Genomic DNA, 26569 nt, shown 5'->3' with positions numbered 1-26569 from the left:
TTCTAACGTGACATCCTCTCACGTTCCCCCCAGGGAGGACCTGCATGGCCGAAACGCGCCTCGCGCCTGACAGACGGGTGTCCGCGGGCTGGATGTCCCTGCTGGCGCTGGCCCAGATGGGGGTCATCATGGCGATGACCGTCGGAAACCAGATCCTGCTCCCCTCCCACGTGGCACGCATCGATCCGCAGCACAAGGAGGCGTCGCTGGCGGTGGTCTTCGCCATCGCCGCCGTCTGCACGATCGTGGCCAACCCGCTGTTCGGAGCCCTGTCCGACCGCACCCGCGCCCGGATGGGCCGGCGCCGCCCCTGGATCGCGGGCGGCGCGCTGGTCTGCGCCGCGTCCCTGGTCTTCCTTTCCCGCCAGGACTCCCTGGCCGGGCTGGTCGTCGGCTGGGCGGTCGCCCAGCTCGCCTTCACCGCCGCCCTCGCCACCGCCATCGCCACCGTGCCCGACCAGGTGCCGATCAGCCAGCGCGGCAAGGCCTCGGCGCTGGCGGGCGTGGGCCAGCTCGCCGGGCCGCTGCTGGGCGGCGTCGTGGTCACCGTCGTGGCGACCGGGTCGCAGGCCGGGTTCGTCGCGATGGCCGTGCTGGTGCTGCTGCTGGTGCTGCCGTTCAGCCTGTTCACCAAGGAGCCCGCGAGCGCGCCGGCCGACCTGCCGCCGTTCGGGCCGCGCTCGCTGCTGCGCAGCTTCAAGGTGAGCCCGCGCAGGCACCCCGACTTCGCCTGGGCCTGGCTGAGCCGCTTCCTGATCACCCTCACCCTCGCCATGGCGATCGGCTACCTGCAGTACTACCTGCGCGACGGCGTCGGCTACGAGGCGCTCTTCCCCGGCTCCACCGTCGAGCAGGGCGTCGTGGTGCTCGTCGCGGTCTTCACGCTGAGCAGCGTCGCGCCCACCCTGGTCGCGGGCTGGCTGTCGGACCGGTTCGGCAACCGCCGCACGGCCGTCTTCGTCGGCGGCCTCACGATGGCCGCCTCCGGGCTCGTGCTGACCTTCCTGACCAGCTGGCCCGCCGCGATCGCCGCCAGCGTCCTGCTCGGCGCGGGCTACGGCATGTTCGCCGCCGTGGACCAGGCCATGGTCACCCAGCTCCTGCCCGCCGACGCCGACCGCGGCAAGGACCTGGGGATCGTCAGCCTGGCCAACTCCGCCTCCAGCACGTTCGGGCCGGTCATCGCCGCGCCCCTGGTCACCTCCGCGGGCGGCTACCCGCTCATGTACGCCGTCGCGGCGGCCTTCGCCGCGCTCGGCGCCTGCCTCATCTGGAGAATCCGCAGTGTCCGATAAAGCGTCCGATAAAGCAGTGTCCGACGGATCCGCAGTCTTCGACCGCGACGCCTGGTGGCGCGAGGCCGTCGTCTACCAGATCTACCCCCGCAGCTTCGCCGACGCCGACGGCGACGGCCAGGGCGACCTGCCCGGCGCGCTGGCCCGCCTGGACCACCTGGCCGACCTGGGCGTGGACGCCGTCTGGCTGAGCCCGTTCTACCCCTCGCCGCTGGCCGACGGCGGCTACGACGTCGCCGACTACACCGACGTGGACCCCCGCTACGGCACGCTGGCCGACTTCGACGCCTTCCTGGCCGCGGCCACCGCTCGGGACATCAAGGTCATCGTCGACATCGTGCCCAATCACTGCTCCGCCGCCCACCCCCGCTTCCGGCAGGCGCTGGCGGCCGGCCCCGGCAGCCCCGAGCGCGACTGGTTCGTCTTCCGCGACGAGCCCAACAACTGGCAGTCCATGTTCGGCGGCCCCGCCTGGACCCAGGCCCCCGACGGCCAGTGGTACCTGCACCTGTTCGACTCCGCCCAGCCCGACTGGAACTGGCGGCACCCCGGCGTCACCGCCATGTTCGAGGACGTGCTGCGGTTCTGGCTGGACCGCGGCGTGTCCGGGTTCCGCATCGACGTCGCCGCCATGCTGTTCAAGGAGGACGGCCTGCCGGACGTCGTCCCCGGCAGCCAGGGCGCGCCGCTGGCGCCCGGACAGTCCGCGGTGCCGTACGAGCACCAGCCCGAGCTGCTGGAGCTGTACCGGTCCTGGCGCAAGATCCTGGCCGCCTACCCCGGGCCGCGCGGCACGGTGGCCGAGATCTGGTTCGCCGACCCCGCCCAGGCCCGGCCCTACCTCACCGGCGACGGCCTGGCCCAGCTGTTCAACTTCCGGCTGATGCCCCTGCCGTGGTCGGCCGCGGAGTTCCGCGCGGTGATCGAGGAGTCCCACCGGCTGGCCCGCGAGACGGGCGGCTCGATCCCCTGGGTGCTGGGCAACCACGACGTGCCGCGGATGGCGACCAGGTTCGGCATCGACCAGGACCTCGTCCGCGCCCCCACCGCCGACGTGCTGCTCGGCAAGGTCGCCGTCGACCGCGAGCTCGGCCTCAGGCGCGCCCGCGCCGCGACGCTGCTGCTGCTCGCCCTGCCCGGCGCCGCCTACCTCTACCAGGGCGACGAGCTCGGCCTGCCCGAATACCTCGACATGCCGGCGCAGGCGCGGCAGGACCCGATGTTCGAGCGCACCGGCCGCGCCTTCATCGGCAGGGACGGCTGCCGCGTGCCGCTGCCCTGGTCGGGCACGTCCGCGCCGTACGGGTTCGGGACGGGCGGCACCTGGCTGCCCCAGCCGGCCGGCTGGGCGCACCTCACCGTCGCCGCCCAGCGGGACGACCCCGGCTCCACCCTCAACCTCCACCGCGCCGCCATCGCCCTGCGCCGCGAGCATCCCGCGCTCGGCGACGGCGACCTGACCTGGCTCGACGCGCCGCCCGGCGTACTGGCCCTCAGCCGCGAGCCCGGCTTCACCCTCATGGTCAACTTCGGCCCGGACGCGGTGCCGCTGCCCCCGCACCACGCCGTCCTGCTGGCCAGCGGCCCCCTGGACGGCGGCGCCCTGCCCGCCGACACGGCGGTGTGGCTCTCGTGACCGGCGACCCGATCCCGCTGCCGGAGTACCCCCGGCCCCAGCTCGTCCGCGACAGCTACGTCAACCTCAACGGCCGCTGGCGATACGCGATCAACGACGGCTCGCGGCCCGCGTCGTACGACGGCGACATTCTCGTGCCGTACTCGCCGGAGGCGCCGCTGTCCGGCGTCGGCCGGCAGCTGCTGCCGGGGGAGACCCTGTGGTACCGCCGCACGTTCGAGCCGCCCGCCGGGCCCGCGGGCGGGCGGGTGCTCCTGCACTTCGGCGCCGTCGACCAGACCTGCCGGGTGTGGGTCAACGACGTCGAGGTGGGCGGCCACAGCGGCGGCTACCTGCCGTTCTCCTTCGACGTCACCGACGCGCTGACCGAGGGCGGCAACACCCTCGACGTGGCCGTCCAGGACGACAGCGACACCGGCTGGCAGTCGCGCGGCAAGCAGCGGCTGCGCCGCGGCGGCATCTGGTACACCGCCCAGTCCGGCATCTGGCAGACCGTCTGGGCCGAGCGCGTGCCGGATCCGCACGTGGAACGGCTCACGCTGACGCCCGTGCTCGCCGAGGAGTGCGTCGAGGTGACCGTGCACGCCGCGGGCGGCGAGGCCGAGGTCGAGATCCTCGCCGACGGCCGGGTGGCGGGCCGGGCCACCGTCCCCGCCGGGCGGCCGGTGCGCGTCCCGCTGCCCGGCGCGCGCCCGTGGACCCCCGAGGACCCCTTCCTGTACGACGTGACCGTCTCGCTCGGCGAGGACCGCGTCCGCGGCTACCTCGGCATGCGCTCCTTCTCCGTCGGCCCCGACGCCGACGGCGTGCCCCGGCTGCTGCTGAACGGCCGGCCGTACTTCCACGCCGGGATCCTGGACCAGGGCTACTGGCCCGACGGCCTCTACACCCCGCCCTCGGACGAGGCCATGGTCGACGACATCGTCATGATGAAACAGCTCGGCTTCACCATGCTGCGCAAGCACATCAAGATCGAGCCGCTGCGCTGGTACCACCACTGCGACCGGCTCGGCATGCTCGTCTGGCAGGACCTGGTCAACGGCGGCCAGACCTACCGTCCGCTGGTCGTCACCACCCCCGCGCTGCTGCCGCTGCGCCTGGACGACCGCCGCCACCACCGCTTCGGACGGGCCGACGCCGCCGGGCGGGCCGCGTTCGAGGCCGAGCTGCGCGAGACCGTCGAGCACCTGCGCAACGTGGTCGGTCTGGCGGTCTGGGTGCCGTTCAACGAGGGCTGGGGCCAGTTCGACGCCGCGCGGATCGCCGCCGAGCTGGCCCGGCTCGACCCCACCCGCACGATCGACCACGCCAGCGGCTGGCACGACCAGGGCGCGGGCGACCTGCTCAGCCTGCACGTCTACTTCCGCCGCTTCCGCCCGCCCCGCCCGGACGGCCGCGTCCTGGCCCTGACCGAGTACGGTGGCTACAGCCTGGCCGTCGAGGGCCACACCTGGGGCGAGAAGGAGTTCGGCTACCGGCGCTACCGCACCGCCGACGAGCTGGGCGCGGCGTTCGTCCGGCTGCACGAGGAGCAGATCGTCCCGGCCATCCGCCAGGGCCTGAGCGCCACCGTCTACACCCAGCTCTCCGACGTCGAGGACGAGCTGAACGGCCTGCTCACCTACGACCGGGCCGAGCTGAAGCTGCCCGCCGACCTCATCCGCTCCGTCACGAGGAGGCTCGCCTTCCATGACCACCCATGAACGGGAGCTCACCGCCCCCGCCGACCTGTGCCTGCCCGGCGGGCGGCTGAACCCCGCCGCGGTCGGCTGGACCCGCACGCCGCTGCACCGGGCCAACCTGCGCGGCTGGGGACGGCGCAAGCGCTGGGAGTACTGGGGCGTCGTCACCCCCTCCCACATCATCGGCCTGGTGGCCTCCTCGCTGGACTACGCCGGGGTGCACGGCGTCTACGTGCTCGACCGGGCCACCGGCGCGGAGTTCGCCAAGGACGTCGTCGTGCCGCTGGCCCGCGGCGCCTCCTTCCCCGACCGCAGCGGCGCCGGCACGGTGTCCGTGCGCGGCGGCGGGCTGGCGATCGACATCCGGCAGGACCCGGCCGCCACCGTCATCCGCGCCGCCGCCCCCGGCGTGCGGATCGACCTGGAGGTGCCGCTGCCGGAGGGCCACGAGTCGCTCGGCGTCGTGGTCCCCTGGGGCCCGAACCGGTTCCAGTACACGGTCAAGGACGTCGGCCGCCCGGCACGCGGACGCCTGTGCCTCGACCGGGACGAGTTCGCCATCGACCCCGCGGACTCCTTCGCGGTGCTCGACCACGGCCGGGGGAAGTGGCCGTACGCGGTGACCTGGAACTGGGCGGCCGGCAGCGGGCCCGGCCGGTCCGTCCAGCTCGGCGGCAAGTGGACCGACGGCACCGGCGTCACCGAGAACGCCCTGTTCACCGGCGGCCGGCTGCACAAGATCGGCGACGAGCTGGAGTGGACCTACGACCGCGGCGACTGGCTGCGCCCCTGGCACATCACCGGCCCGCGGGTCGAGGTGGAGTTCCGGCCGTTCCACGAGAAGGTGGCCCGCACCCAGCTGGGCGTGGTGGCCAGCGAGACCCACCAGTGCTTCGGCCACTTCTCCGGCCGCGTCCAGGACGACGACGGCGCGTGGGTGGACCTCGACGGCCTCACCGGCTGGGCCGAGGAGGCGCGTCAGCGCTGGTAGCCGGGCACAGCAAAACCCCCGGGCGTCGCCCGGGGGTTTTCACCGTGAGAAGTGGTCAGGCGCTCTTGCGGCGCTGGGCGCGCAAGACCGCGAGCCTCTCGTTGAGCACCTCTTCCAAATCCTCGATGGACCGCCGCTCCAGCAGCATGTCCCAATGAGTCCGTGGGGGCTTGGTCTTCTTCGACTCCGGCTGCTCACCGTCGACCCGCACCGCGGTCGCGCCGCACATGCGGCACTCCCAGGTCGCGGGGATCTCGGCCTCGGCGGCAAGCGGAACCTCGAAGCGATGGCCCTTAGGACAGGTGTAGGACACCTCCTGGCGTGGGGCCAGATCCGTGTTACGGTCGTTCTCGTAGCTGGTTGCCCCGAGCCGGGTGCCACGAAGCGCGCGCTCGCCCATGTCTAAATGCCTCCTACAGGGCCCCCATACGTGGGGGGTCTGTCTCCCACGGTGTCTAACGCTTGGTACCGTGATGGGATTCCCACCCGCGGGGTGATCCAATCGCGCTTGGGGCCTCGGGTATTCGAGCCCGCTCGCAGCGGCGCCCCGTCCTCAGGCCGCGGCGGCCGTCCGCGGGGCTCTGAGCAGGCTCGCCGCCAGCCACAACCCGCCGATCATGATGAGCGCGCCGTGCGCGATCCGCACCGGGTACGGGCTGAAGAACTGCGGGATGAACAGCGCCAGACCCAGCGCGAGCGCCGTCCCGGCCCCCTTGGGCAGGATCCCCGAACGCCACACGGCCACGGCCGCCATCACCGCGCCGACGCCCAGCAGGGCAAGCCCGGCGGCGAACAAGGTGATCGCGAGCGGGTCGAAGCGGAACTGCTCGACCAGCTCCATCAGCGCGGGCGCGCCGTCGCGCAGGGAACGTTGCGCGATCACGTGCAGGCCGAAGTCCTCGGCCCCGTAGTAGGGGAGTGTCAGGCCGGCGCCGACCCAGGTCACCGCGGCCGCGCGCAGTGACAGGCGGTCGCCGAGCACCTGGTGCAGCCCGAGCGTGCCCAGCCCGAGCAGCACGAACCCGAGCATCGCGGCCAGATGGCCGGTGACCCACGCGGTCGAGGCCATGGCGACGGCGTCGTCGCCGGACGGCCGCACGAGCGGGTAGACGAACAGCAGCACGCCGCCGAGGGCGAAGGCGGCGGAGGTGAGGCGGGGGGAGGTCATGGGGTAACTCCTGGCTGAGGGCGTTGCTCTGTTGTGAGAGCAATGCTCTCGTGACAGGGGTCCCTGTGTCAAGAGCACTGCTCTCTCTTCAGAGCGATGGCCGCAGCTTGGTGGTCAGGCCAGCAGCGGCACCAGGGTCCGGTCGCCGAACCTCGTCATCGCGGCCAGAGGCGCGGAGGCCGCCCCCACCAGCAGCGGAAGGCCCGGTTTGCCCTTGTCCCTGGCGATGCGGGGGCCCAGGGCGGCCATCAGCGCGGTCAGTCCCGGCAGTGGCCTGATCCACATGGTGATCTCCCGGACCAGCCCGTCGTCGTCCAGTTCGAGCTGGGCCGCCTCGTGCAGCGGCTGGCGGCCCACCCGGGCGGTCGCCGTGAGCATGCGGGTGCGGCCGTCGCCGATGTCGCTCTGGTAGCGCAGGTCCGACAGCACGTCGAAGACGGCTTCGAACAGTGTTCCGACCTGTGTGAGGCCCTCGAACCTGGCCCGGAAGCTCAGCGGGGAGTGGAACACCACGTCGTCGGCGAGGGTGGCCTTGAGCGCCTGGGCGTCGTGCGCCTCGCCGGCCCGGCGGTACGCGCCGGCGGGTGAGTCCTGAATGTGAACTGTCATGGGTTCACATTATCAACCCACTATCATGGGTGCATGAACAGGTTCGGTGAGATGCACTGCTCCATCGCCCAGGCCGTCGGCGTCATCGGCGAGCCGTGGACCCCGCTGATCCTGCGCGACCTGTTCCTCGGCCTGCGCAGGTTCGACGACCTCGCCGAGGACCTGGGCATCTCGCGCAACCTGCTGGCCCGCCGGCTCGACCATCTCGTCGCCACCGGCGTCGTGGAGAAGCGGCCCTACCAGGAGCGTCCGGTGCGCCACGAATACCTGCTGACCGAGGCCGGGCGTGACGTCGTACCCGCCCTGCTGACGCTCATGGCCTGGGGCGACCGGTGGTCCACCCCGCCCGGAGGGCCGCCCGCGCTGCTCGTCCACTCCTGCGGGCGGGAGTTCACGCCCGTCGTCACCTGCCCCCACTGCGGCGGCGAGGCCACGGCCGAGACCGTGCTGCCGATGCCCGGTCCCGGAGCCGCCCGGGGGCCGGGCACCATGGTGCTCGCCGCCGATCTGTGACGCTGCGTGTTTGACGCGCGACCCTTCGTGAGAGGACTCTCATGGCCCGCTCACGGCCGCCCCACGGCGGCCCCGCAGGCTGAGGGGACCGCGACGTCGATCAGGAGGCGTAGATGGATCTCATGCCACGCTGGCCCGCGGCGGCCGCCGCGCTCGCGTTCGTCCTCGCCGGGGGAGGGATGCTGCTCCCGGCCCAGGCGGCGGCCGGGCCACCTCCGGCGCTCCTCCAGGCCGTCCATGACGACGACGGCGACGATGATGACGATGACGACGACCGCCCGGCCCCCCGGTCCGGGCGGCGCGAACCGGCCAGGAAACAGGCCCACGCCCCGCGCCGGGACGACGACGTCGAGGCCATCCCCGGCCTGGAGGCCCGCGACTCACGGCCCCCCGAGCCCGTCACCCGCCCGGCCGAGGCTCCAGGGCGGGCCGAGATCCGGCTGGAGAGCGGCACCATGACCGGCGGCGGGCACGTCGGCCCGCTGGTGCTGCTGGCCATCCTGGGCACCGGCGCCCTGGTGGGCACCTCGTACTGGCTCTCGCGCCGGTACGGCCCCTGACGGGGGTCAGATCCGCGAGGGGACCTCGTTGCCGGCCGCCCTGATGGCCTTGGGCAGGTTCGTCAGGGCGAGCAGCACGAAGCCCACCACGAAAAATATGATCATGGACACGATGGCGATCCGGTAGCTGTTGGTGACCTGCAGCGCGATCGTCACGGTCAGCGACCCGATGAACGCCGACCCCTTGTCGCTGATCTGCAGCAGGCTGAAGTACTCCGCCTCCCGCCCCTTCGGGATCACCTGCGAGAACAACGACCGCGACAACGCCTGCGTGCCGCCCAGCACGATCGCGATCGCGAAGGCCATCAGGTAGAACTGCAGCGCCTGCCCCTCGCCGACGAACATCGCCACCACCACGATCCCGGTCCACAACACCAGGCTGGCCAGCACCGTGCGCTTGGTGCCGAAGCTGCGCGCCAGCCACCCCAGCAGCAGCGCCCCGAAGAACGCCACGAACTGCACCATCAGGATCGCCGTGATCTGTACGGTCTTGTCCAGCTTGAGCGCCTCGGAGGCGAAGGCCGCGCTGTTGCCGATGACCGTCTGCACGCCGTCGTTGTAGACCAGGTAGGCCACCAGGAACAGCAGCGTCAGCGGGTAGCGTCGCAGCTCGGCCAGCGTACGGCCGAGCTGGCGGAAGCTGCCGCGCACCGAGCGCAGCGCCGTGGTCTCGTGCGCCGCCACGGGACGGTTGCGCAGCCGCAGCAGCGGGATGACCGTGAACGTCGCCCACCACAGGCCGGCCGACATCATGCTGATGCGCACCGCCATGCCCTCGCTCAGCCCCAGGCTGTCGTGCTGCAGGAACAGCGCCAGGTTGAGCAGGAGCAGCAACCCGCCGCCGAGGTAGCCGATCGCCCAGCCGCGCGAGGAGACCCCGTCGCGCTCCTCGGGGGTGGAGATCTGCGGCAGGAAGGAGTCGTAGACCACCACGGAGGAGCCGTAGGCCAGGTTGGCCACCACGAACAGCACGCCGCCCAGCAGGTAGCGGTCGCCCTCGACGAAGTACAGGCCCATGGTGGCCAGCGCGCCGACGTAGGCGAACCCGCCGAGCAGCTCCCGCTTGCGGCCGGTGTGGTCGGCCAGCGCGCCCACGATGGGCAGGAACACGATCTGCAGGAACACCGCCACCGTCAGCGTCAGCCCGAAGAAGGCCGCGGGCCGGATGTCGGCGCCGAGCACGTCGACATACCCCAGGCCGGGGTGGCGCAGGACCAGCGCGTCGAACTGGGACGCGCACGTCTCGGGCGCGAGGTCGGGGAAGTCTTTCGCGCAGGCCGCGGTCCTGGCGACCGGGATCAGGTACGGGCCAAGGAAGACCGAGATGATCGTGGTGTAGAACGCCGAGTTGGCCCAGTCGTAGAAGTACCAGCCGCGCTGCTCGCGGCGGCGTGCCGCGGGGGAGTCGTCGAGGGCCGCGGGGGGTGCGGTGGAGGCCATGGTGTCGTGTCGCTCCTCTGCGGCCACGGGGTGGGGTCATGCCTGGCGAAGTGCCCATCTTCGCAGGTCGTGGGTCACGTCCACGTGTCGTGCCCATGACCTTACAGTGATCACCTCAGGAGAGGAAGGTGGCCGCCGCCGGGCGGGTCAGGCCGCCATGCCGCGCGGGTGCCACAGGCCCCGCCGTTCGAGGACGTCGCGCAGGCCGGTGACGTTGTCGGTCATGATCCCGTCGACGCCGAGGTCGAGCAGGTGCTCCATGCGGACGGTGTCGTTGATCGTCCACACGTGCACCTGCATGCCGATGGCGTGGGCCGTGCGGACCAGGCGGCGGGTGGTGACGCGCAGGCCGCGGAAGCCGACCGGCACCTGCGCGCACGGGATCCCGGAGCGCGACAGGCGGGCCAGCAGCCGGCCGTAGCCGGAGGTGGTGGCGGCGGCCCGCAGCGCGGCCACCCCGCGCGGGCCGAGCGCCGAGCACACCTCGCGGCCCATGGCGGCCCTGGCCATGACCAGGCGCTCGTCGGAGAAGGAGGTCAGGCAGACGCGGTCGTAGGCATTGGTGCGGCGGACCGCCTCGGCCAGCGGCGCGATGGCCGCCGCCTCCTTGACGTCGATGTTGAAGCGCACCTGCGGCCACGTGCCGAGCAGGTCCTCCAGCAGCGGGATCTCGTGCACGCCGGCGATGCGGGCCTGCCGGACCTCCCGGTAGGGCAGCTCGGAGATGCGGCCCCGCCGGTCGGTCACCCGGTCGAGGGTGTGGTCGTGGAAGGCCAGCAGCACGCCGTCGGCGGTGGCGTGCGCGTCGGTCTCCAGGTAGTCGTAGCCGAGCGCGACCGCGCGTTCGAAAGCCGCCAGGGAGTTCTCGGCGCCCTCCAGCGCGCCGCCGCGGTGGGCGAAGGCCAGCGGCCCCGGATGGTCGAGAAAGGCGAAACGACGGCTGAGCACGACCCGGTGTCCCTTCCGATGGTGGACGGTTCGGTCACGGTTCGGGGAGATTCTCCCACTCCTGGCGGCGCGCCTCGGCCAGCGCGATGGCCGCGGCCACCGACACGTTGAACGAGCCCACCCGCCCGACCTGCGGGATGTAGCAGACGCCGTCGACGGCCTCCAGCAGGGCGGGGGAGCAGCCGTGGTCCTCGCTGCCGACCACCAGGCACACGTCGCGGCCGAGGTCGGCGCGGTGCAGCGGCACGGCCTCGCCGGTCAGCTCGATGGCCAGCACGGCGTAGCCGTCGTCCTTGGCGGCCTTGACCGCCTCGGTGGCCGGGACCGGCTCGTGCCAGGTGACCAGGCGCTCGGTGCCGAGCGCCGTCTTGCCCGCCTTGGGGTTGGTGGGCGGCGTGGCGTTGCCCGCCAGCCAGATCTGGTCGACGCCGAACGCCGCGGCGCTGCGGAAGATCGAGCCGACGTTGAACGGGCCCGTCACCGACTCCAGGATCAGCGCGAGCCGGTTGTCGGTGTTCCTGCGCCAGGTGCGGTTGAGCCGCTTGACGTCGGTGGGGCGCAGCTGCCTTCTCATCGGGCCACCTTCAATATGCGGTAGGCGGCTCGGGAGGCCTCGCGGGAGGCCTGCCAGCCCTGCTCGCCGAGCCAGCGCTGCAGGGAGTCCGAGCCGAGGTGTTTCTGGACGACCAGGTAGGCGACGCCGTCGGGCGTCAGCCGGGTGAGCCACCTGGTGAGCATCTCGTGCAGAGCCGGCTTGCCAATCCGGATGGCGGGATTGGACCAGATGGCCCGAAATTTCACGTCATCCGGCACTTCATCAACATGAACAGGTCTTACTTTGTAAAGGCCGGCGGCCTGGGCGTTCCGTCCGGTCAGCTCCAGGCTGCGCCGGTTCACGTCGACGGCCCACACCGTCGCCCCAGGCGCCCGCGAGGCCATCGTCAGCGCGATGGGCCCGTAGCCGCAGCCCAGGTCGAGCAGGTCGCCCTCCTGCGGCGGCGGCGGGACCGACTCCAGCAGCGCGCGCGTGCCGACGTCGACCCGGTCGGGTGAGAACACGCCCCGGTCGGTCTCCAGCCGCAGGTGCAGGTCGGGCAGGACCAGGTCGACCGAGCCCGGCCTGCTCGCGGTCTCGGGACGTTCGGAGAAGTAGTGGGCCACGTGGGAAAACGTTACGGGATGCGGGTGCCGAACAAGACCGCGGCGCCGGCCACCAGCAGCCCCAGCACGATCGCGGCCACGATGAACCACTGGGTGATCTCCTGGCTGACCAGCTTGAACCCCAGCGAGGTGCCGATCTGCTCGTAGACGTCGCGCAGCTCGCTGCCCGACTCGGCGGCGTAGGCCCGGCCGCTGGTGCCGTCGGAGAGCGACTGCAGGGTCTGCTTGTTGACCGGGACGTTCACGGGCCTGCCGTCGATGTCGACGGTGCCCTCCTGGGTGCCGTACGCGATGGTGGAGACCGGGACGTGGGCCTGCTGGGCGGCCTCGATGGCCTCGTTCACCGACCGGCCGGAGGTGTTGTCGCCGTCGGACAGCAGCACGATCGCGGCGGGCGGCGGGTCGGTGGCGGCCTGCTGGTCGAAGGAGCGCACCGAGTCGAGCGAGTTGAAGACCGCCTCGCCGATCGCGGTGCCGGGCCGGGTGGTGAGGTTGCCGATGGCGGTGACGACGGCCTGGTGGTCGGTGGTGGGGGAGATGACGACGTTGGCCGAGCGGGCGAAGGAGACCACGCCCACGTTGAAGCGGTCGGGCAGCTCCCTGGCGAATGCCTGGGCGGCGGCCTTGGCGGCGCTGATCCGGTTGGGCTGGACGTCGCCGGCGTCCATGGACAGGGAGACGTCGAGGGCGATCATGATGGTGGCGCGGTCGCGGGGGACGCGTACCTGGTCGGCGGGTTTGGCGGCGCCGACCACCAGGAACGACATCATGACCATGAACAGCGCCGGGGGCACGTGCCGGCGCCAGCCCGGCCCGGCGGGCGCGACGAGGTTGAGCAGCGCCAGGTTGGTGAAGCGCACGGTGTAGCGGCGGCGGGCGAACTGCGCCACGACGTATCCGGCCACCAGCAGCGCCACCAGCACGAACAGCCACAACCAGCCGGGCGCGAGAAACGTCATACGGGTCTCCGGTGGGCGAGGTGGCTCATGCGGCGCTGGCGCAGGACGAACTGCGCCACGTCGAACACCCAGTCCCGGTCGGTCCGCAGCACCAGGTGGGCGATCCCGGCGCGGCGCAGGGCGAGCCGGGTGCCCTCACGCTGGAGGGCGGCGGCCTCTGCATATGCTTGCCGGACTTTGGGAGAAAGGTGCACTTCACGTACGTTCCCGGTCTCGGGATCGGTGAACGCCACCCGGCCGACGTCCGGCAGCTCCAGCTCCCGCGGGTCGATGACCTCCACGGCCAGCACCTGGTGGCGGGCGGCCAGCCGCCTGATCGGGCGTTCCCAGGGGCGTTCGGCGTCGGGGTCGAGCTCGGGGCGGTCGTCGAGGAAGTCGGAGACGATCAGGCGCAGGCCCCTGCGGCGGCGGGTGGCCGCCAGCACGTCGATGCCCTCGGCCAGGTCGGGGGCGTCGGGCACGGCCCGGCCGCGCGGGGCGTCCATGAGGGAGTTGAGCAGCCCGTACAGGGCCGGGCGGCCGGTACGGGCGGGCATGCGGTGGATGTACTCCTCGTGCAGCACCAGCGCGCCGAACCGGTCGCCCATGCGGCTGGACAGGAAGCCGATCGCGCCGACGGCGGCCACCACCAGGTCGCGCTTGTCGGTGTCGGCGGTGCCGAAGTCCATGCTGGCCGACAGGTCGGCCAGCGCCCAGGTCTCCAGCTCGCGGTCGGCGATCAGGTCCCGGACGTGCGGGACGGTCGTGCGGGCGGTGACGGCCCAGTCCATGCGGCGCACGTCGTCCTCGCCGGGCACGTACAGGCGGCTGTCGCCGGTCTCGCTGCCGGTGCCGGGCAGCAGCCCCTGGTGGGCGCCGTGCAGCAGGCCGTCGAGCCGCCGCGTGACGGTCAGCTCCAGCCGTCGCAGCGCCTGCTCGGCGGTGTTCAACGGTTCTGGTTCCAGACGACCAGGGGCGGCGGCACGGCGTGCAGGATCTGCTTGACGACCTGCTCGGGATCGACGCCGTCGGCCAGGGCGTCGAAGGTCAGCATGAGCCGGTGGGACATGACGTCGACCGCCACGTCGCGCACGTCGTCGGGCAGCAGGTAGTCGCGGCCGCGCAGCAGGGCCAGCGCGCGCCCGGCCGAGACCAGGCCGAGCGTGGCGCGGGGGCTGACGCCGATCTCGATCGTCTCGGCCAGGTCGGCCAGCCCGTAGTCGGCGGGCGCGCGGGTGGACATGACCAGGCGCACCACGTAGTCGGCCACGAGCTGGTGCACCGAGACCTGCTCGGCGGCCTGCTGCAGGGCCAGCAGCCGGGCCGGGTCGAGCACGCGGTCGGGCACGGGCGGCGTGACGCTCATGCGGTGGAGGATCTCCAGCTCCTCGTGCGCGCTGGGGTGCGGCACCCGCACGCGGAACAGGAAACGGTCGCGCTGCACCTCGGGCAGCGGGTAGACGCCCTCGGACTCGATCGGGTTCTGGGTGGCCAGCACGATGAACGGCCTGGGCAGCGGATGGGTGACGCCGGCCAGCGTGACCTGGCGCTCAGCCATCACCTCCAGCAGCGCCGACTGCACCTTGGCGGGGGCCCGGTTGATCTCGTCGGCCAGCAGGAAGTTGACGAACACCGGACCCAGCTCGACGTCGAACTTCTCGTTGGAGGGGTGGAAGACGCGGGTGCCGACGATGTCGCTCGGCACGAGGTCGGGGGTGAACTGGATCCGGGCGAACGTGCCGCCCACGACGGTGGCCAAGGTGGAGGCGGCGAGGGTCTTGGCGACTCCCGGCACACCTTCGAGCAGGCAGTGACCGCGGGCCAGCAGGGCCACGACCAGCCGCTCGACCATGTGCTCCTGTCCCACGATGACACGCCGGACCTCGTCGAGACTTCGACGCAGCACTGCCGCGTCGTTTCCGCCTGGCAACTCTTCGGCGACGCTCATGACGCCATTCCACCAAACGCGCCGCGAACGTGCACGACGCCACGTCTGTGCTTTCATGGCAAACGTGGCAAGTCCCCTGCAGTACGGTGATCCGCCCCAGCTGGGGCGCTACGTCGTGCAGGCCCGCCTGCACACGGCTCCGGCCGGGTTCGTCTACCTGGGACAGGGACCCGACGGGCGCGCGGTGTCGCTGGCCGTGCTCACGCGGGGCGCCGCGCTCGACGCGGCGGCGCGCGACCGGTTCCTGACCGCGATCAAGGAGGCGCCGGGGCGGTCCGGCGGGCGCGGATGGCTGGGCCTCGGCCGGGCGCGCGCGTCGGTGCTCGACGGGACGCCCGAGGTGCTCGACGTGCAGGACGGGCCGGCGCCGTGGGTGGCGGTGCCGTACGCGCCGGGGCAGCCGGGGGCCGAACGGTTCCTGGACCCCGTCATGGTGGGCGGGACGTTCATCGGGCAGGCTCACGGGCCGGACTTCGTGCCGTACTGGCTGACCGACCGCGCGCCCGCGCTGCCGGGGCCGCTGACGCGGCGGCTGCCGCTGACCGAGACGCGGCGGCGGGTGCTGCTGGCCGCGCTGGCGCTGGCGCTGCTGCTGGTGCTGGTCACGACGATCCTGCTGTTGCTGCTGTTCGGCAGGCGCGACAGCGAGCCGATGCCCCGGCAGCTCCCGCCGACGGTGTTCGTGCCCACGCCGCCGCCCACGCCCGCCACGCCGGTGCCGGAGCCCTCTCCGTCGCAGTCGCCGTCGCCGACGCGCACCGGTCCCGGCACGCCGGGGCAGTCGCCGGGCGACGAACTGGGCGAGTCGCCGCTTTGATGCGTTTGAGCCTCACGTCACGTGAGGCTTTAGCGTCCGCGGCATGGAGTTCATCGTTCACGACACGCTCACGGCCATGGCGGACCTGCTCACCCGGCCGCTCGCCGACCGGCCGGAGGCGCTGCGGGAGATGCTGGCGCCGATCCGGCCGGCGATCCCGGTGCCCGGCGACATCGTCGACATCCACCACCAGGGCGGCGGCTTCCGCGTCGACGCCGAGGACGCCCGTTACCTGCCCGCCGTCCGGGCCATGATCGAGGCCGACGTGCTCGGCCAGGTGCGCAAGGAGCTGGAGCGCGCCTCCCACGCGCTGAAGGAGGCCAGGCAGGCGGCCTCGCTGCAGGTGATGTTCGTGCTCGGCGACCCCGGCGACGAGCACCTGATGCAGGTCAGCGGCGGCTACTACGGGATGGGCGGCTCGCCCGGCTGGCTGTACCTGCTGGGCTGGCCGTCGGAGGAGGTCATCGGCCGGATCGCGCACTGCGCGGTGCACGAGTTCCACCACAACGTGCGCCACACCAACGTCGAGTGGGACCCGCGTAAGGTCACCGTGGGCGAGCACGTGGTGGCCGAGGGGCTGGCCGAGGCGTTCGTCCGGGAGTTGTCCGGGCCGGAGGCCATGGGGCCCTGGTCGCGGATGGTGACGGGGGAGGAGCTGGAGCGCGCCCACGAGCTGATCATGGACGCGTTCGACCTGGAGGGCATGGGGAACACCCCGGCGTACGTGCTGGGCGACAGGGCCATGCGGCGCTTCGGCCAGGAGCCCCGCGGCATTCCCGACATGGCGGGTTACGCGGTGGGGCTGCGGCTGGTGGACCGGGCCCTGGCCGCGAAGGGCCTGAGCGCCGCCGAGGCCACCCTGCTGCCGGCCGCGCAGTTGCTCGATCAGCTGGGGGAGACGAACCCGGACTCGTAGGCGGCGATCACGGCCTGCGTGCGGTCGCGCGCGCCCAGCTTGGCCAGGACGTTGCCGACGTGCGTCTTGACGGTCTCCTGGCTGACGACCAGCTCGGCGGCGATCTCGGTGTTGGACATGCCCCTGGTCATCAGCCGCAGCACGTCGCCCTCGCGGCCGGTGAGCCGGTCGATGCCCGGCACGTGCGCGCGCGGGCGGCGGCCGGCCAGGGTGCGGATCGCGGCCGGGAACAGCAGCGACTCGCCGGCCGCCACCAGCCTGATCGCCTGGATCAGGTCGTCCGGCCTGGTGCGTTTGAGCAGGAAGCCGCTCGCCCCGGCGCGCAGGGCGTCGTAGACGTGGTCGTCGTTCTCGAACGTGGTCACCACCAGGACCTTGGGCGGGTCGTCGAGCGTCACGAGCCGGCGGGTGGCCTGGATGCCGTCCATGGCGGGCATACGGACGTCCATCAGGACGACGTCGGGGCGCTCGCGGCGGACGACCGGCAGGACCGCGGCGCCGTCCCCGGCCTCGCCGACCACGCGCAGGCCGGGCTCGGCGTCGATGATGACGCGCAGCCCGGCGCGGATGAGGTCCTCGTCGTCGGCGATCACGACCTTGAGTGTCATGCCCCTGACCGTAGCGGCCCGTGGGCGGGGAGGGTTCGGGGGCGTCCTGGGCCGACGTTGGCGGGGGCCTGCCTCGGGAGGACCTGCCTGGAGACAGTTCGGGGTTCGGGGTTCGGGGTGCGGGCTGCGGGGTTCGGGGTGCGGGGGTGCGGCGGTCAGGGGCTCGGGCGCAGGGGGAGGCGGACCGAGACCGTCCAGCCGTCCTCGTCGGGGCCGGCGCGCAGATCGCCGCGGAGCAGGCGTACGCGTTCGCGCATGCCCGCCACGCCCCGGCCGCCCCGCCCGTCGCCCCGCCCGTCGCCCCGGCCGTGGCTCCCAGCGCGCCTCCCATCGTGCCTCCCGCCGGGGTTGCTGACCTCCAGCCGCAGGTCGCCGCCCTGGACGGCGGCGGCCAGCCGGACTGTGCCGCCGCCGTGCCGGATCGCGTTGGTCAGCGCCTCCTGCAGGATGCGGTACGCCTCCCTGGAGACGACGGCGGGCACGCCGGACAGGTCGCCCACGTCCTGCCGCACCTCGGCGCCGGAGCCCGCCACCAGTGCCGCGAGGTCGGCCAACGTCGCCTGCGGCGCCCGCCGCCCCTCCTCGCCGTCCTCCTGGTGGCCTTCGCGGCGCCCCTCCCGCCTGCCCTCGCCTGCGTCGTCGCGCCCGTCCTCATGCCCGTCCGCGCGCCCGTTTTCGCGGGTGTCCGTGCGGGCGTCCTCGCGCAGGACGCCGAGAACGTGGTCGAGGTCCTCCAGCGCGGCGCGGGCCGACTGCTCGATGGCCGCCAGCGCGGTCCTGGCGGTGGCCGGGTCGCGGTCGAGGACGCGTCCGGCCGCGGCTGCCTGCAGGGTGACGACGCTGAGCGCGTGCCCGACCGAGTCGTGCAGCTCGCGGGCCAGCCGGTTGCGTTCGGCCAGCGTACGGGCGTGATCTTCGGCGGCGGCCAGCCGCTCGGCGGGGGTGGGGCCGAGCAGCGGAGGAGCCAGGGCGGCCAGCAGCGCGCCCGCGCCCGCCGCGCCCGCCACCAGCAACGCCAGCGCCCCCACGCCCGCCGCCGCCCACAGCAGGGACGGCCACCCCGGCTCCGCCGTGACGCCCAGCACCGGCATCGGCTCCCCGATGAACGGCAGCGCCATCGTGAACACCGTGAACGGCACCACCGCCAGCGTGAACCCGCTCACCACGCCGCCCACCGCCAGATGCAGCGTGAACCACGCGGCGGTGCGCCGCCGCTCCTGCCACGACCGGCGGGCCTGCCGCGGCGGGGTCTCCACGCGGGCCCCGAGCAGCCCCTGGGCGGCGTTCACCTCCAGCGCGCGCACCGGCAGGAACAGCCCGGTCACCGCCACCACCGGCAGCACCGCGACGAATACCCCGACCTGGATCGGCATCAGCAGGTCGGACGACACGCCGCGCCACAACCCGGCGACCAGCACCCCGGCCATCATGTACGGCATCAGCAGCGCCCCGCCCAGGATGAGGCACGCCCAACGACGGGGGAGGTTCCTTCTCACATCCGGGATTGTATGTCGATACTTTTTCGCGCTGGGAGTAATGCGCCTTGAGTGAAATGCGCCCCCAGCGAAAATAGGCCGGAATTCACCGCCGCCGGGTCTAGCGTTTTTCGCAGAATTAGTTTCGGCAGAAAGGCGACGTCAATGACGGAGACCCAGCGCGCGGCCTGGCCTGACCAGCTCAGTCAGCGCCTGCTGAAGGAACGCATCGTAGTCCTCGGCCAGGAGGTCGACGACGAGATTTGCAACCGGCTCTGCGGTGAGCTGCTTTTGCTGGCAGCCGAAGACCCCAATCGGGACATAACGCTCTACATCAATTCGCCGGGCGGCTCCGTGACGGCCGGCATGGCGCTCTACGACATGATGCAGTTCGTTTCGTGCGACGTGGCGACGGTGGCGATGGGCTTCGCCGCCTCCATGGGCCAGCTGCTGCTGACCGCCGGCGCGCCGGGCAAGCGTTACGCCCTGCCCAACGCCCGCGTCGTCATGCACCAGCCGCTGGGCGGCATCGGCGGCTCGGCCAGCGACATCCAGATCCAGGCCGACAACATGCTCTACACCAAGCGCAGGATGGCCGAGATCATCGCCCACCACACCGGCCAGCCGCTCGAGCGCATCCAGGCCGACTCCGACCGCGACCGGTGGTTCACCGCCCAGGAGGCGCTGGAGTACGGGTTCGTCGACCACATCGCCGAAGGGATGAACTGACCATGAGCGGTCGCTACGTGCTGCCCTCGTTCACCGAGCGCACCTCCTACGGGGTGCGGGAGATGAACCCGTACAACAAGCTGTTCGAGGACCGGGTGGTGTTCATCGGCGCCCCGATCGACGACACGGTGGCCAACGACGTCATGGCCCAGCTCCTCACGCTGGAGTCGCTCGATCCCGACCAGGACATCAACATGTACATCAACTCGCCGGGCGGGTCGTTCACGGCGATGACGGCCATCTACGACACGATGCAGTTCGTCCGGCCGGAGATCCACACGGTCTGCATCGGGGAGGCGTCCTCGGCGGCGGCCGTCCTGCTCGCGGCGGGCACGCCGGGCAAGCGGGCCGCCCTGCCGCACGCACGCGTCCTGCTCCACCAGCCGGCCACGGAAGGCGGCCGGGGGCAGTCGAGCGACCTGGAGATCCACGCCAGGGAGATCGTGCGCATGCGTGACCAGCAGGAGGAGATCCTGGCCCGGCACACCGGGCGCGGGGTGCTGGAGATCAGGAAGGACATCGAGCGCGACCGCATCTTCACCGCCGAGCAGGCGCGCACCTACCGGCTGATCGACGACATCTACGCCTCCAGAAAGCGCACCCTGGCCCCCGCCCACTGACCCACCACCCGAACCCGGCCCGGGCCCACGGGTCCCCCGGGGCCCGCCGTCCGGGCCCAGGCCCGCTGATCCACCTTGAGCTGGCCTGTCGGGCTCGTGCGAGCTGGCCTGCCCGGAGCTGGCCAGCCTGGGTCCTGGCCCGCTGGTCTTTTTGGGTTTCGGTCCGCTGGTCTGCCCGAGCAGCCCTCCGGGCTAGCCTGTCCGGGCCGGCCTGGCCCGCTGATCCCCTCGGGTCCTGTGGGTGGTCTGCCCGGGTTCGTGCGGGCTGGTCCGCGCTGGTCTCTCCGGTGTCTCTGCGGGCTGGTTCGCATGGGCCTCCTGCCCGCTGAATCCCCTGGTCTGCCCGGCTGGCCTGCCGGGCTCGTCCAGGCCAGCTCCGGGTCTCTGCGGGCGGGGTTTGTCCGAGCCCCTTCAGGGAGCCCTGCTGTGGGTCCTGCCCGGATCCCGGCATCGGCGTTCTGCTTGGGGTCCGGCCTGCTGGCGTCTTTGGGGACCTGTCCGGACCTCGAGGTCATCCCTCTCGGTCGTCTCGTACGGCGCGCAGGCGTCGCAGGGCCAGTAGGCCGCCGACCCCGGGGACGAGCGCGCTCCAGCGTGCCCCGGGCGTGCTTTGCGCCCTGGGCGTCATGGCCGCCGTGGCGATGACGACGAGGTAGGCCATGCCGTGCAGCGGACCGGCGTAGGTCGTGATCGCCTTGGCGTGCACGGTGAGCAGGTTGGTCAGCAGAACCGCCAGCGTGGCGGCCTCGGCGGCGGCGGCGATGCGCAGGGTCAGCACGCTCAGGCTTCCGTCTGCTCACCAGGGCGGACGATCATGAGCACGACGACGGCCGCCCACAGCAGGTTGTAGACGCCGGTGAGCATCGTCAGCGTGCGGAGCCGGCGGCCGTCGTCGGGGGCGTCGAGGGCCTGGCGCTGGCGGGGGTGGATCTGGGTGGCCAGCAGGGCGCCCGCGACGGCGGTGAGGATCATCGCCACGATGATCCAGGTCTGCCCCATCCGTCCTTGCATACTGGCCAGCACGATCCCGGCCACCGGAACGATCAACCCGAACGCGGCGTAACCACCGGTGATGCGGTGCAGCACAGCGGCTGCGGCGGTACTGCGCTCCGCTCCGGCGGCCTTCGCAGAGGCGGCCGCGGGGGCGGAGTTGGAGGTGGTGACGGGGGTCGTGGCGGCGAGAGGGGCGTAACGGGGGAACAAGCTCGACGCGACCGCCGAACCGCCGACGAACACGATCCCCGCCAGCACATGGATGGACAACAGGACATGATTCATGGATCGCCTCCAACCTTCAGGGTGGCTGAAGCCTAGCGAAACCTTCAGTCACCCTGAAAGCCGACCTGCCATGCGAGACTCCGGCGCCCCCGCCCCCGCCCCCGCCCCCGCTCGCGCCTTCGCACTCGCGCCTTCGCGCCCGCGCCTTCGCGCCCGCGCCTTCGCGCCCGCGCCTTTGCCGGGAGGCCGTCGCGGCCCGGTTGCGCGTTCTGTATGCCGACTTCCAGCGCCGGATGGCCGGCCTCATCACCCGCGACCGGCAGGCCGGCCGCATCCCCGCCTCCCTCGGCCCGTCCGGCACGGCGCTCGCCCTGGTGGGGCCGGACGAAGGGCTGGCCGCCTACGTGCGCACCGGCGTCACCTCCGCGACCGCCGCCCGCGAGCGGGTGCTGGCGGCCGTCGCAAAGCTCTACCGCTGATGCGGCGACGGTGAGGGCAAGGGAGGTGGGGCGGAGGGGGCCAGGAGGTCAGGGGGCGGGGAAGGCGGTGCGGATGGCTTCGCCCACCTGTTGGTGGATCGGGTCGGCGTCGGGGCCGAAGAGACGTTCGTCGACCTTGGTGATGGCCTGGGCGGCCTCCCGCAGGAGGCGTTGCCCCTCGGGGGTGAGCTCGATGGTGGAGGCCGACCCCGCCCGCGCCGTACGGTCGCGCACCAGCCCCGCCTGGACGAGCCCCTTGACCGCCGTATGCACGCTCTGCACCGAGATGCCCGACATGCGGGCAAGATCGCTGAAGGACGCGCCGGGCACCCCGGCGATGTGTCCCAGCAGCCCCAGGCGGCTGATCGTCAGCTCAAGCGGCGCCAGCTCGGCGGAGAGCTCCGTCTCGACCCGCCGCGCCAGCGTCAGCACCACGATGGAGGTGCTCGACACGGGCGGTCCGTTCTCGATCGTCACCGGTCCAGTCTCGCCTACCCGGCCGGGACGGCGCCCGCCGGTCACCCGCGCGGCGGGTAGACGGTGTGCAGGAGGTCGCGCAGGAAGGCGTCGAGGTCGTCGAGGCCGTAGTCGGCCGGTTGGGTGAGCAGGTAGGTCAGGGCCGTGTTGCGGCACATCGTGGCCGTCGCGGCGGTACGCCGGGTCGCCGGCAGGCCGGCCGCCTCGTGGGCGCGCAGGAACGCGGCCAGCCCGTCGCGCCCCTGGATCTCCTCGGCCGGAGCCGCTCGGAGGTCGGCCCGTTGGCGCTCGACGCAACGTTCGGCGGCGGCCCGCAGGAGGGCGTCGCGGGTGGCGAAGTAGTTCTTGGCCGTGCCTTCCGGCAGGCCGGCCGCGCGGTCGATCGCCCGGGGGTCAGGCCCCTGCCGCCTTCCTGGGCCGGCACCTCGATCGCGGCGTCGCGCAGCTGGTCGCGCCGGTTCCGGTTCTCCGCCATGGCCTCCCTCCTCGCCGCCTGAGCGCAGCACCGGAGCACGCGAGGGGGCGGGCTGAGGGGCCGGGGGATGGGGGTGGCCTGCGGTGGGTGATTGGAGGGGGGCTGTAGTCTTCTGGGCGGTTCCTGGGGGAGTGGGGGGGAGCGGCGTGCCGCTGGAGCAGGTTGTGGTGTTGCTGGCGGCCGCGGCAGGCGCCGGATGGGTCGACGCGGTCGTGGGCGGCGGCGGGCTGGTGCAGCTGCCGGCGCTGCTGATGACCGGCATGCCGCCCGTCCAGGCCATGGCGACCAACAAGTTCTCCTCGGTGTTCGGCACGGCCTCGGCCGCCGTGGCGTACGCCCGCTCCACCAAGATCGACCGTCAGGTGGCGTTACCGGGTGCGGCGCTGGCCGTGGTGAGCGCCGGGCTGGGCGCGTGGGCGGCGGCGGCGATCTCGGCCGACGTGCTGCGCCCGGTCGTGATGGTGGTGCTGCTCGGCGTGGCGGCGTTCGTCACGTTGCGCCCTTCGATGGGCGCCCTGCCGCAGCCGCACCTGCGGACCCGCGGCCGGGTGGTGGCGGCGGTGGCCGCGGCGGGCGTGGGCATCGCCTTCTACGACGGCATCATGGGGCCGGGCACCGGCACGTTCCTCATCATCGCCTTCACCACCATCCTCGGCCTGGACTTCGTCGGCGCCTCCGCCTCGGCGAAGATCATCAACGTGGGCACCAACCTCGGGGCGCTGGCGGTGTTCGGGCTGCAGGGCCACGTGCAGTGGGCGCTCGGGCTCGGCATGGCGCTGTGCAACGTGGCCGGCGCGCAGCTCGGCGCCAGGATGGCGATCAGGCGCGGCACGGCGTTCGTCCGGGTCGTGCTGTTGTGCGTGGTGGTGGCGATGGTGATCAGGCTCGGCTGGCAGCAGTTCGGCTGATCCCTGGCACGCCGCCGCCCGCGATCGGACGCCTAGGACCGCAGCGCGGGGGCCGCCAGGGCGACGAAGGCCGCCATCAGCGCCGGTACGGCCAGCGCCCGCGGCAACCCGGCCAGCTGGGCCACCGCTCCGATGATCACCGGCCCCGACAGGAACCCCAGGTACCCCACGGACGCCACCCGCGCCAGCGCCCGCCCGGCGAAGGCCGGATCGCGATGCCCAGCGGCCGAGAACACCTGCGGCACGATGCACGACAACCCCGCCCCGAAGCAGCCGAACCCCACCACCCCGGCCACCGGCCCCCCGCCCAGCAGCGCCAGCCCGAGCCCCGCCGCCGCCAGCAGCCCGCAGCACCGCACCAGCGCCACCGGCCCGAACCGGGCGGCCAGCCGGTCGCCCGCCAGCCGTCCCGCGGTCATCGCGATCGAGAACGCGGCGTACCCGGCGGCGGCGAACCCCGCCGATGAGGCCAGGTTCTCGCGCAGGTAGACCGAGCTCCAGTCGGCCGCCGCGCCCTCGCCCACCAGGCAGCAGAAGGCCAGCACGCCGAGGAACAGGATGCCCTTGGGCCGTCCGGACCCCGAGCCGCCGGCCGGCAGGGGAGCGGGCGTCGAGCGCCGCGCCCACCGCCCGGCCCACACCGCCAGCACGGCGATCACCACCCCCACGCACCCGAACGTCACCGACGGCGGCAGCCCGGCCTGCGCGAACAGCCCGCCCGTGGTGGCCCCGGCGAACCCGCCGATGCTGTAGACGGCGTGGAAGGACGACATCACCGGCCGCCCGCAGGCGCGTTCCACCTCGACGGCGTTGGCGTTCATGGACACGTCCAGGACGCCGTGGACGATCCCGAAGACCAGCAGCGCGGCGGCCAGCGCGCCCAGGTTCGGGGCGAAGGCGGGCGGCACCAGCACCACGCCCTGCAGCAGGGCCGCCGGGATCATGACGCGGCTGCTGCCGTACCGGTCCACCAGGCGGCCGACGGTCGTCATGCCCGCGACGGCGCCCGCGGCGATGGCCAGCAGCGCCAGGCTGAGCCGTCCGGCGTCGAGCCCGAGGGCCTCCTTGACGGCGGGGATGCGGGCCGTCCAGGTGCCGATGGCCAGGCCGGCCAGGAAGAACAGCAGGTGGACGGCCGTCCGCTCGCGTCTCACCCGGCCTCCTTGACGTCCACCCCGGCCGCGACGAGCGCGTCACGCTGCTCGGGCGGCACGCCGTCGTCGGTCACCACGACGTCCAGGCGGGAGATCGGGCAGACCGCGCCGAAGGCCGTACGGGAGAACTTGCCCGAGTCGCAGGCCACGATCACCCGCCGGGCGGCGGCGATGGCCGCCCGTTTGACCGCGACCTCGGGCAGGTCGTGCGCGGTCAGGCCGTGCTCGGCCGACAGGCCGCAGCAACCGATCACCGCGGTGTCGAAGCGCAGCGCCGCGATCGAGCTCTCGGCGAGCGGGCCGGTGAGGTTCAGCTCGCCCTTGCGGACCTCGCCGCCGGGCAGCACCAGGCGCACCCGCGGCGCGGCGGCCAGCAGCGAGACGGCCTGCAACGCCAGCGGCAGCACGGTCAGCCGCCGCCCGGCCAGGGCGCGGGCCACCTCCAGCACGGTGGTGCCGCTGTCCAGGACGACCGCCTCCCCGTCGGCGATCAGCGCCGCGACCTGGACGCCGATGCGCCGCTTGGCCTCCACCGCCTCCCGCTCGCGCACCCCGAACGGCGGCTCCTCGCCGCGCAGCAGCAGGGACAGCGCGCCGCCCCTGACCCGGCGGACCACGCCCTGCTGGGCCAGCTCGTCCAGGTCGCGCCGGATCGTCATCTCCGACACGCCGTGCCGCTCGGCGAGCTCGGTCACCGAGACGCTGTCCTGGGTGCGCAGGGCGTTCATGATGGCGGTCAAACGTTCCATCTGTTCATATAAACACCGAAAATGTGCGCAATACAATGTCGGATATGCGTGCCAGCCGCCTGCTCTCCCTCCTCCTGTTGCTGCAGACGCGTGGCCGCATGACCGCGCCCGAGCTGGCCGCCGAGCTGGAGGTGTCGATCCGCACGGTCTACCGCGACGTCGAGGCCCTGTCGGCGGCCGGCGTCCCGGTATACGCCGACCGCGGACCGGCGGGCGGCTACCAGCTCCTGGACGGCTACCGCACCCGCCTGACCGGGCTGACGGCCGAAGAGGCGTCCTCGCTGTTCCTGGCCGGGCTCCCGGGACCGGCCGCCGAGCTGGGGCTGGCCGACGTCGCGGCGACCGCGGAGCTGAAGCTGCTGGCCGCGCTGCCGCCCGAGCCGCGCTCGCACGCCTCGCGCATGCGCGAGCGTTTCCTGCTGGACGTGCCCGGCTGGTACCGCTCGGCCGACGACGTGCCGCACCTGAGCGACGTGGCCGAGGCGGTGTGGGAGCAGCGGCCGCTGCACATGACCTACCGCCGGTGGGGGCAGCGGGAGGTCGACCGGGTGATCCACCCGTACGGGCTGGTGCTCAAGGGCGGCTCCTGGTACCTGGTCGCCGCCCCGCCCGAGGGCTCGCCGCGCACCTACCGGGTCTCGCGCATCCTCACCGTCGAGCAGCTGCCCGGCCGGTTCCGCAGGCTGGAGGGGTTCGAGCTGACGGCGTTCTGGCGGGCGTACGCCAAGGAGTTCCGCGAGCGCATGTACACCGCCGAGGCCGTCGTCAGGCTGGCGCCCGGCCGGGAGGACCTGCTGGCGTACACGATGGGGTCCGACGTGGTCGCCGCGGCGCTGGCCGCGGCGGGCGAGCCCGACCCCGAGGGCTGGCGGACGCTCACCGTGCCGGTCGAGTCGCTCACCCACGCGCGCTGGCTGCTGCTGCGCATGGGCGCCGACGTCGAGGTGCTGGAGCCGGCCGAGCTGCGGGCGCTGATGGCCGAGGCGGTGGCCGGGCTCGGCAAGCTGTACCTCTAGCGGATAAATGGTGGGAAACGGGCGGCCGTCTCTGTCAGC

The 26569-nt window shown here is 72.8% G+C and carries 31 protein-coding genes; 13 read left to right on the top strand and 18 right to left on the bottom strand.

The features are described from left to right. Window positions 1–44: 44 nt before the first annotated feature. Genes ABT158_RS04365 through ABT158_RS04350 form a run of 4 tightly spaced genes read left to right on the top strand, consistent with a single transcriptional unit; the run spans window position 45 to window position 5604 of the window. Window positions 45–1295, top strand: coding sequence for an MFS transporter (locus ABT158_RS04365; RefSeq protein ID WP_352350773.1), 1251 nt, complete (start codon window positions 45–47; stop codon window positions 1293–1295). A 16-nt stretch (window positions 1296–1311) separates the two neighbouring features. Then, window positions 1312–2931: an alpha-amylase family glycosyl hydrolase gene (locus ABT158_RS04360; RefSeq protein WP_352350771.1), complete on the top strand. Its 1620-nt coding sequence runs from the start codon at window positions 1312–1314 to the stop codon at window positions 2929–2931. Next, window positions 2928–4634 (top strand): glycoside hydrolase family 2 protein, encoded by a 1707-nt coding sequence (locus ABT158_RS04355; RefSeq protein WP_352350769.1) that lies wholly within the window; start codon window positions 2928–2930, stop codon window positions 4632–4634. The genes ABT158_RS04360 and ABT158_RS04355 overlap by 4 nt, the downstream gene beginning before the upstream one ends. Then, window positions 4621–5604: a DUF2804 domain-containing protein gene (locus ABT158_RS04350; protein ID WP_352350767.1), complete on the top strand. Its 984-nt coding sequence runs from the start codon at window positions 4621–4623 to the stop codon at window positions 5602–5604. The genes ABT158_RS04355 and ABT158_RS04350 overlap by 14 nt, the downstream gene beginning before the upstream one ends. A gap of 55 nt (window positions 5605–5659) precedes the next feature. Here ABT158_RS04350 and ABT158_RS04345 read toward each other — a convergent pair whose 3' ends face one another. From ABT158_RS04345 to ABT158_RS04335, 3 genes are all read right to left on the bottom strand, one after another. Next, window positions 5660–6004: an RNA polymerase-binding protein RbpA gene (locus ABT158_RS04345; protein ID WP_043625492.1), complete on the bottom strand. Its 345-nt coding sequence runs from the start codon at window positions 6002–6004 to the stop codon at window positions 5660–5662. 153 nt (window positions 6005–6157) lie between these two features. Then, a complete protein-coding gene (locus tag ABT158_RS04340; RefSeq protein WP_352350765.1) occupies window positions 6158–6772 on the bottom strand; it encodes a hypothetical protein in 615 nt (204 codons plus the stop codon). A gap of 114 nt (window positions 6773–6886) precedes the next feature. Further along, window positions 6887–7381, bottom strand: coding sequence for a nuclear transport factor 2 family protein (locus tag ABT158_RS04335; RefSeq protein ID WP_352350763.1), 495 nt, complete (start codon window positions 7379–7381; stop codon window positions 6887–6889). A gap of 33 nt (window positions 7382–7414) precedes the next feature. Between ABT158_RS04335 and ABT158_RS04330 the strand changes: the two genes are divergently transcribed. Beyond that, window positions 7415–7894 carry a winged helix-turn-helix transcriptional regulator gene (locus tag ABT158_RS04330; protein ID WP_352350760.1) on the top strand — a complete coding sequence of 160 codons (480 nt, stop codon included), beginning with the start codon at window positions 7415–7417 and terminating at the stop codon, window positions 7892–7894. A gap of 113 nt (window positions 7895–8007) precedes the next feature. Next, window positions 8008–8454 carry a hypothetical protein gene (locus ABT158_RS04325; protein WP_352350759.1) on the top strand — a complete coding sequence of 149 codons (447 nt, stop codon included), beginning with the start codon at window positions 8008–8010 and terminating at the stop codon, window positions 8452–8454. A 6-nt stretch (window positions 8455–8460) separates the two neighbouring features. Here ABT158_RS04325 and ABT158_RS04320 read toward each other — a convergent pair whose 3' ends face one another. From ABT158_RS04320 to ABT158_RS04290, 7 genes are all read right to left on the bottom strand, one after another. Beyond that, window positions 8461–9894, bottom strand: a complete 1434-nt coding sequence (locus ABT158_RS04320; RefSeq protein ID WP_352350757.1) for an MFS transporter — start codon at window positions 9892–9894, stop codon at window positions 8461–8463. A 147-nt stretch (window positions 9895–10041) separates the two neighbouring features. After that, a complete protein-coding gene (locus ABT158_RS04315; RefSeq protein WP_352350755.1) occupies window positions 10042–10842 on the bottom strand; it encodes a glycerophosphodiester phosphodiesterase family protein in 801 nt (266 codons plus the stop codon). Window positions 10843–10876: 34 nt separating this feature from the next. Further along, entirely contained in the window at window positions 10877–11416 is a 540-nt protein-coding gene (locus tag ABT158_RS04310) for a TrmH family RNA methyltransferase (RefSeq protein WP_352350753.1), read from the bottom strand. Further along, a complete protein-coding gene (locus ABT158_RS04305; RefSeq protein ID WP_352350751.1) occupies window positions 11413–12003 on the bottom strand; it encodes a class I SAM-dependent methyltransferase in 591 nt (196 codons plus the stop codon). The genes ABT158_RS04310 and ABT158_RS04305 overlap by 4 nt, the downstream gene beginning before the upstream one ends. Window positions 12004–12014: 11 nt before the next feature. After that, window positions 12015–12962, bottom strand: a complete 948-nt coding sequence (locus ABT158_RS04300) for a VWA domain-containing protein (RefSeq protein ID WP_352350749.1) — start codon at window positions 12960–12962, stop codon at window positions 12015–12017. Further along, entirely contained in the window at window positions 12959–13891 is a 933-nt protein-coding gene (locus tag ABT158_RS04295) for a DUF58 domain-containing protein (RefSeq protein WP_352350747.1), read from the bottom strand. The genes ABT158_RS04300 and ABT158_RS04295 overlap by 4 nt, the downstream gene beginning before the upstream one ends. Next, on the bottom strand, window positions 13888–14889 hold the full coding sequence (locus ABT158_RS04290; protein WP_352350745.1) for an AAA family ATPase: 1002 nt from the start codon (window positions 14887–14889) through the stop codon (window positions 13888–13890). The genes ABT158_RS04295 and ABT158_RS04290 overlap by 4 nt, the downstream gene beginning before the upstream one ends. Window positions 14890–14944: 55 nt before the next feature. Here ABT158_RS04290 and ABT158_RS04285 point away from each other — a divergent pair, with 55 nt between their 5' ends. Further along, window positions 14945–15706: a hypothetical protein gene (locus ABT158_RS04285; RefSeq protein ID WP_352350743.1), complete on the top strand. Its 762-nt coding sequence runs from the start codon at window positions 14945–14947 to the stop codon at window positions 15704–15706. A 43-nt stretch (window positions 15707–15749) separates the two neighbouring features. After that, a complete protein-coding gene (locus ABT158_RS04280) occupies window positions 15750–16622 on the top strand; it encodes a DUF2268 domain-containing putative Zn-dependent protease (protein ID WP_352350741.1) in 873 nt (290 codons plus the stop codon). Here the strand turns inward: ABT158_RS04280 and ABT158_RS04275 are convergent. Both ABT158_RS04275 and ABT158_RS04270 read right to left on the bottom strand, forming a co-directional pair. Next, on the bottom strand, window positions 16592–17230 hold the full coding sequence (locus tag ABT158_RS04275; protein WP_352350739.1) for a response regulator transcription factor: 639 nt from the start codon (window positions 17228–17230) through the stop codon (window positions 16592–16594). The two genes, ABT158_RS04280 and ABT158_RS04275, sit on opposite strands and share 31 nt — an antisense overlap. A 155-nt stretch (window positions 17231–17385) precedes the next feature. Beyond that, window positions 17386–18726, bottom strand: coding sequence for a sensor histidine kinase (locus ABT158_RS04270; RefSeq protein ID WP_352350737.1), 1341 nt, complete (start codon window positions 18724–18726; stop codon window positions 17386–17388). Window positions 18727–18870: 144 nt separating this feature from the next. On the opposite strand from ABT158_RS04270, the gene ABT158_RS04265 reads away from it, so the two are divergent. Next, on the top strand, window positions 18871–19434 hold the full coding sequence (locus ABT158_RS04265; RefSeq protein WP_352350735.1) for a ClpP family protease: 564 nt from the start codon (window positions 18871–18873) through the stop codon (window positions 19432–19434). 2 nt (window positions 19435–19436) lie between these two features. Next, a complete protein-coding gene (locus ABT158_RS04260; RefSeq protein ID WP_352350733.1) occupies window positions 19437–20054 on the top strand; it encodes an ATP-dependent Clp protease proteolytic subunit in 618 nt (205 codons plus the stop codon). Window positions 20055–20565: 511 nt separating this feature from the next. Here ABT158_RS04260 and ABT158_RS04255 read toward each other — a convergent pair. Beyond that, the gene (locus ABT158_RS04255; RefSeq protein WP_352350731.1) at window positions 20566–20832 is read right to left on the bottom strand and encodes a hypothetical protein; all 267 of its coding nucleotides are present in this window, start codon (window positions 20830–20832) and stop codon (window positions 20566–20568) included. A gap of 2 nt (window positions 20833–20834) precedes the next feature. Next, the gene (locus tag ABT158_RS04250) at window positions 20835–21332 is read right to left on the bottom strand and encodes a hypothetical protein (RefSeq protein WP_352350729.1); all 498 of its coding nucleotides are present in this window, start codon (window positions 21330–21332) and stop codon (window positions 20835–20837) included. A gap of 200 nt (window positions 21333–21532) precedes the next feature. Between ABT158_RS04250 and ABT158_RS04245 the strand changes: the two genes are divergently transcribed. Then, entirely contained in the window at window positions 21533–21751 is a 219-nt protein-coding gene (locus tag ABT158_RS04245; RefSeq protein ID WP_352350727.1) for a hypothetical protein, read from the top strand. Between the two features lie 48 nt (window positions 21752–21799). Here ABT158_RS04245 and ABT158_RS04240 read toward each other — a convergent pair whose 3' ends face one another. After that, window positions 21800–22228 carry a MarR family winged helix-turn-helix transcriptional regulator gene (locus ABT158_RS04240; RefSeq protein ID WP_352350725.1) on the bottom strand — a complete coding sequence of 143 codons (429 nt, stop codon included), beginning with the start codon at window positions 22226–22228 and terminating at the stop codon, window positions 21800–21802. Between the two features lie 41 nt (window positions 22229–22269). Continuing rightward, a complete protein-coding gene (locus tag ABT158_RS04235; protein ID WP_352350723.1) occupies window positions 22270–22734 on the bottom strand; it encodes a TetR/AcrR family transcriptional regulator in 465 nt (154 codons plus the stop codon). A gap of 115 nt (window positions 22735–22849) precedes the next feature. Here ABT158_RS04235 and ABT158_RS04230 point away from each other — a divergent pair, with 115 nt between their 5' ends. Beyond that, on the top strand, window positions 22850–23611 hold the full coding sequence (locus ABT158_RS04230; RefSeq protein ID WP_352350721.1) for a TSUP family transporter: 762 nt from the start codon (window positions 22850–22852) through the stop codon (window positions 23609–23611). 32 nt (window positions 23612–23643) lie between these two features. Here the strand turns inward: ABT158_RS04230 and ABT158_RS04225 are convergent, their stop codons facing one another. Both ABT158_RS04225 and ABT158_RS04220 read right to left on the bottom strand, forming a co-directional pair. Then, window positions 23644–24765 carry an MFS transporter gene (locus ABT158_RS04225; RefSeq protein ID WP_352350719.1) on the bottom strand — a complete coding sequence of 374 codons (1122 nt, stop codon included), beginning with the start codon at window positions 24763–24765 and terminating at the stop codon, window positions 23644–23646. Then, window positions 24762–25514, bottom strand: coding sequence for a DeoR/GlpR family DNA-binding transcription regulator (locus ABT158_RS04220; protein ID WP_352350717.1), 753 nt, complete (start codon window positions 25512–25514; stop codon window positions 24762–24764). Before ABT158_RS04220 ends, ABT158_RS04225 begins: the two co-directional genes overlap by 4 nt. Window positions 25515–25558: 44 nt before the next feature. On the opposite strand from ABT158_RS04220, the gene ABT158_RS04215 reads away from it, so the two are divergent. Further along, window positions 25559–26530: a helix-turn-helix transcriptional regulator gene (locus ABT158_RS04215; protein WP_352350715.1), complete on the top strand. Its 972-nt coding sequence runs from the start codon at window positions 25559–25561 to the stop codon at window positions 26528–26530. Window positions 26531–26569: the final 39 nt, after the last annotated feature.

This window comes from Nonomuraea sp. NPDC001636 (assembly GCF_040298265.1).
Taxonomy (GTDB): Bacteria; Actinomycetota; Actinomycetes; order Streptosporangiales; family Streptosporangiaceae; genus Nonomuraea.
The sequence above is the reverse complement of the archived record's forward strand: the minus strand, read 5'-3'. Positions and strand labels throughout refer to the sequence as shown.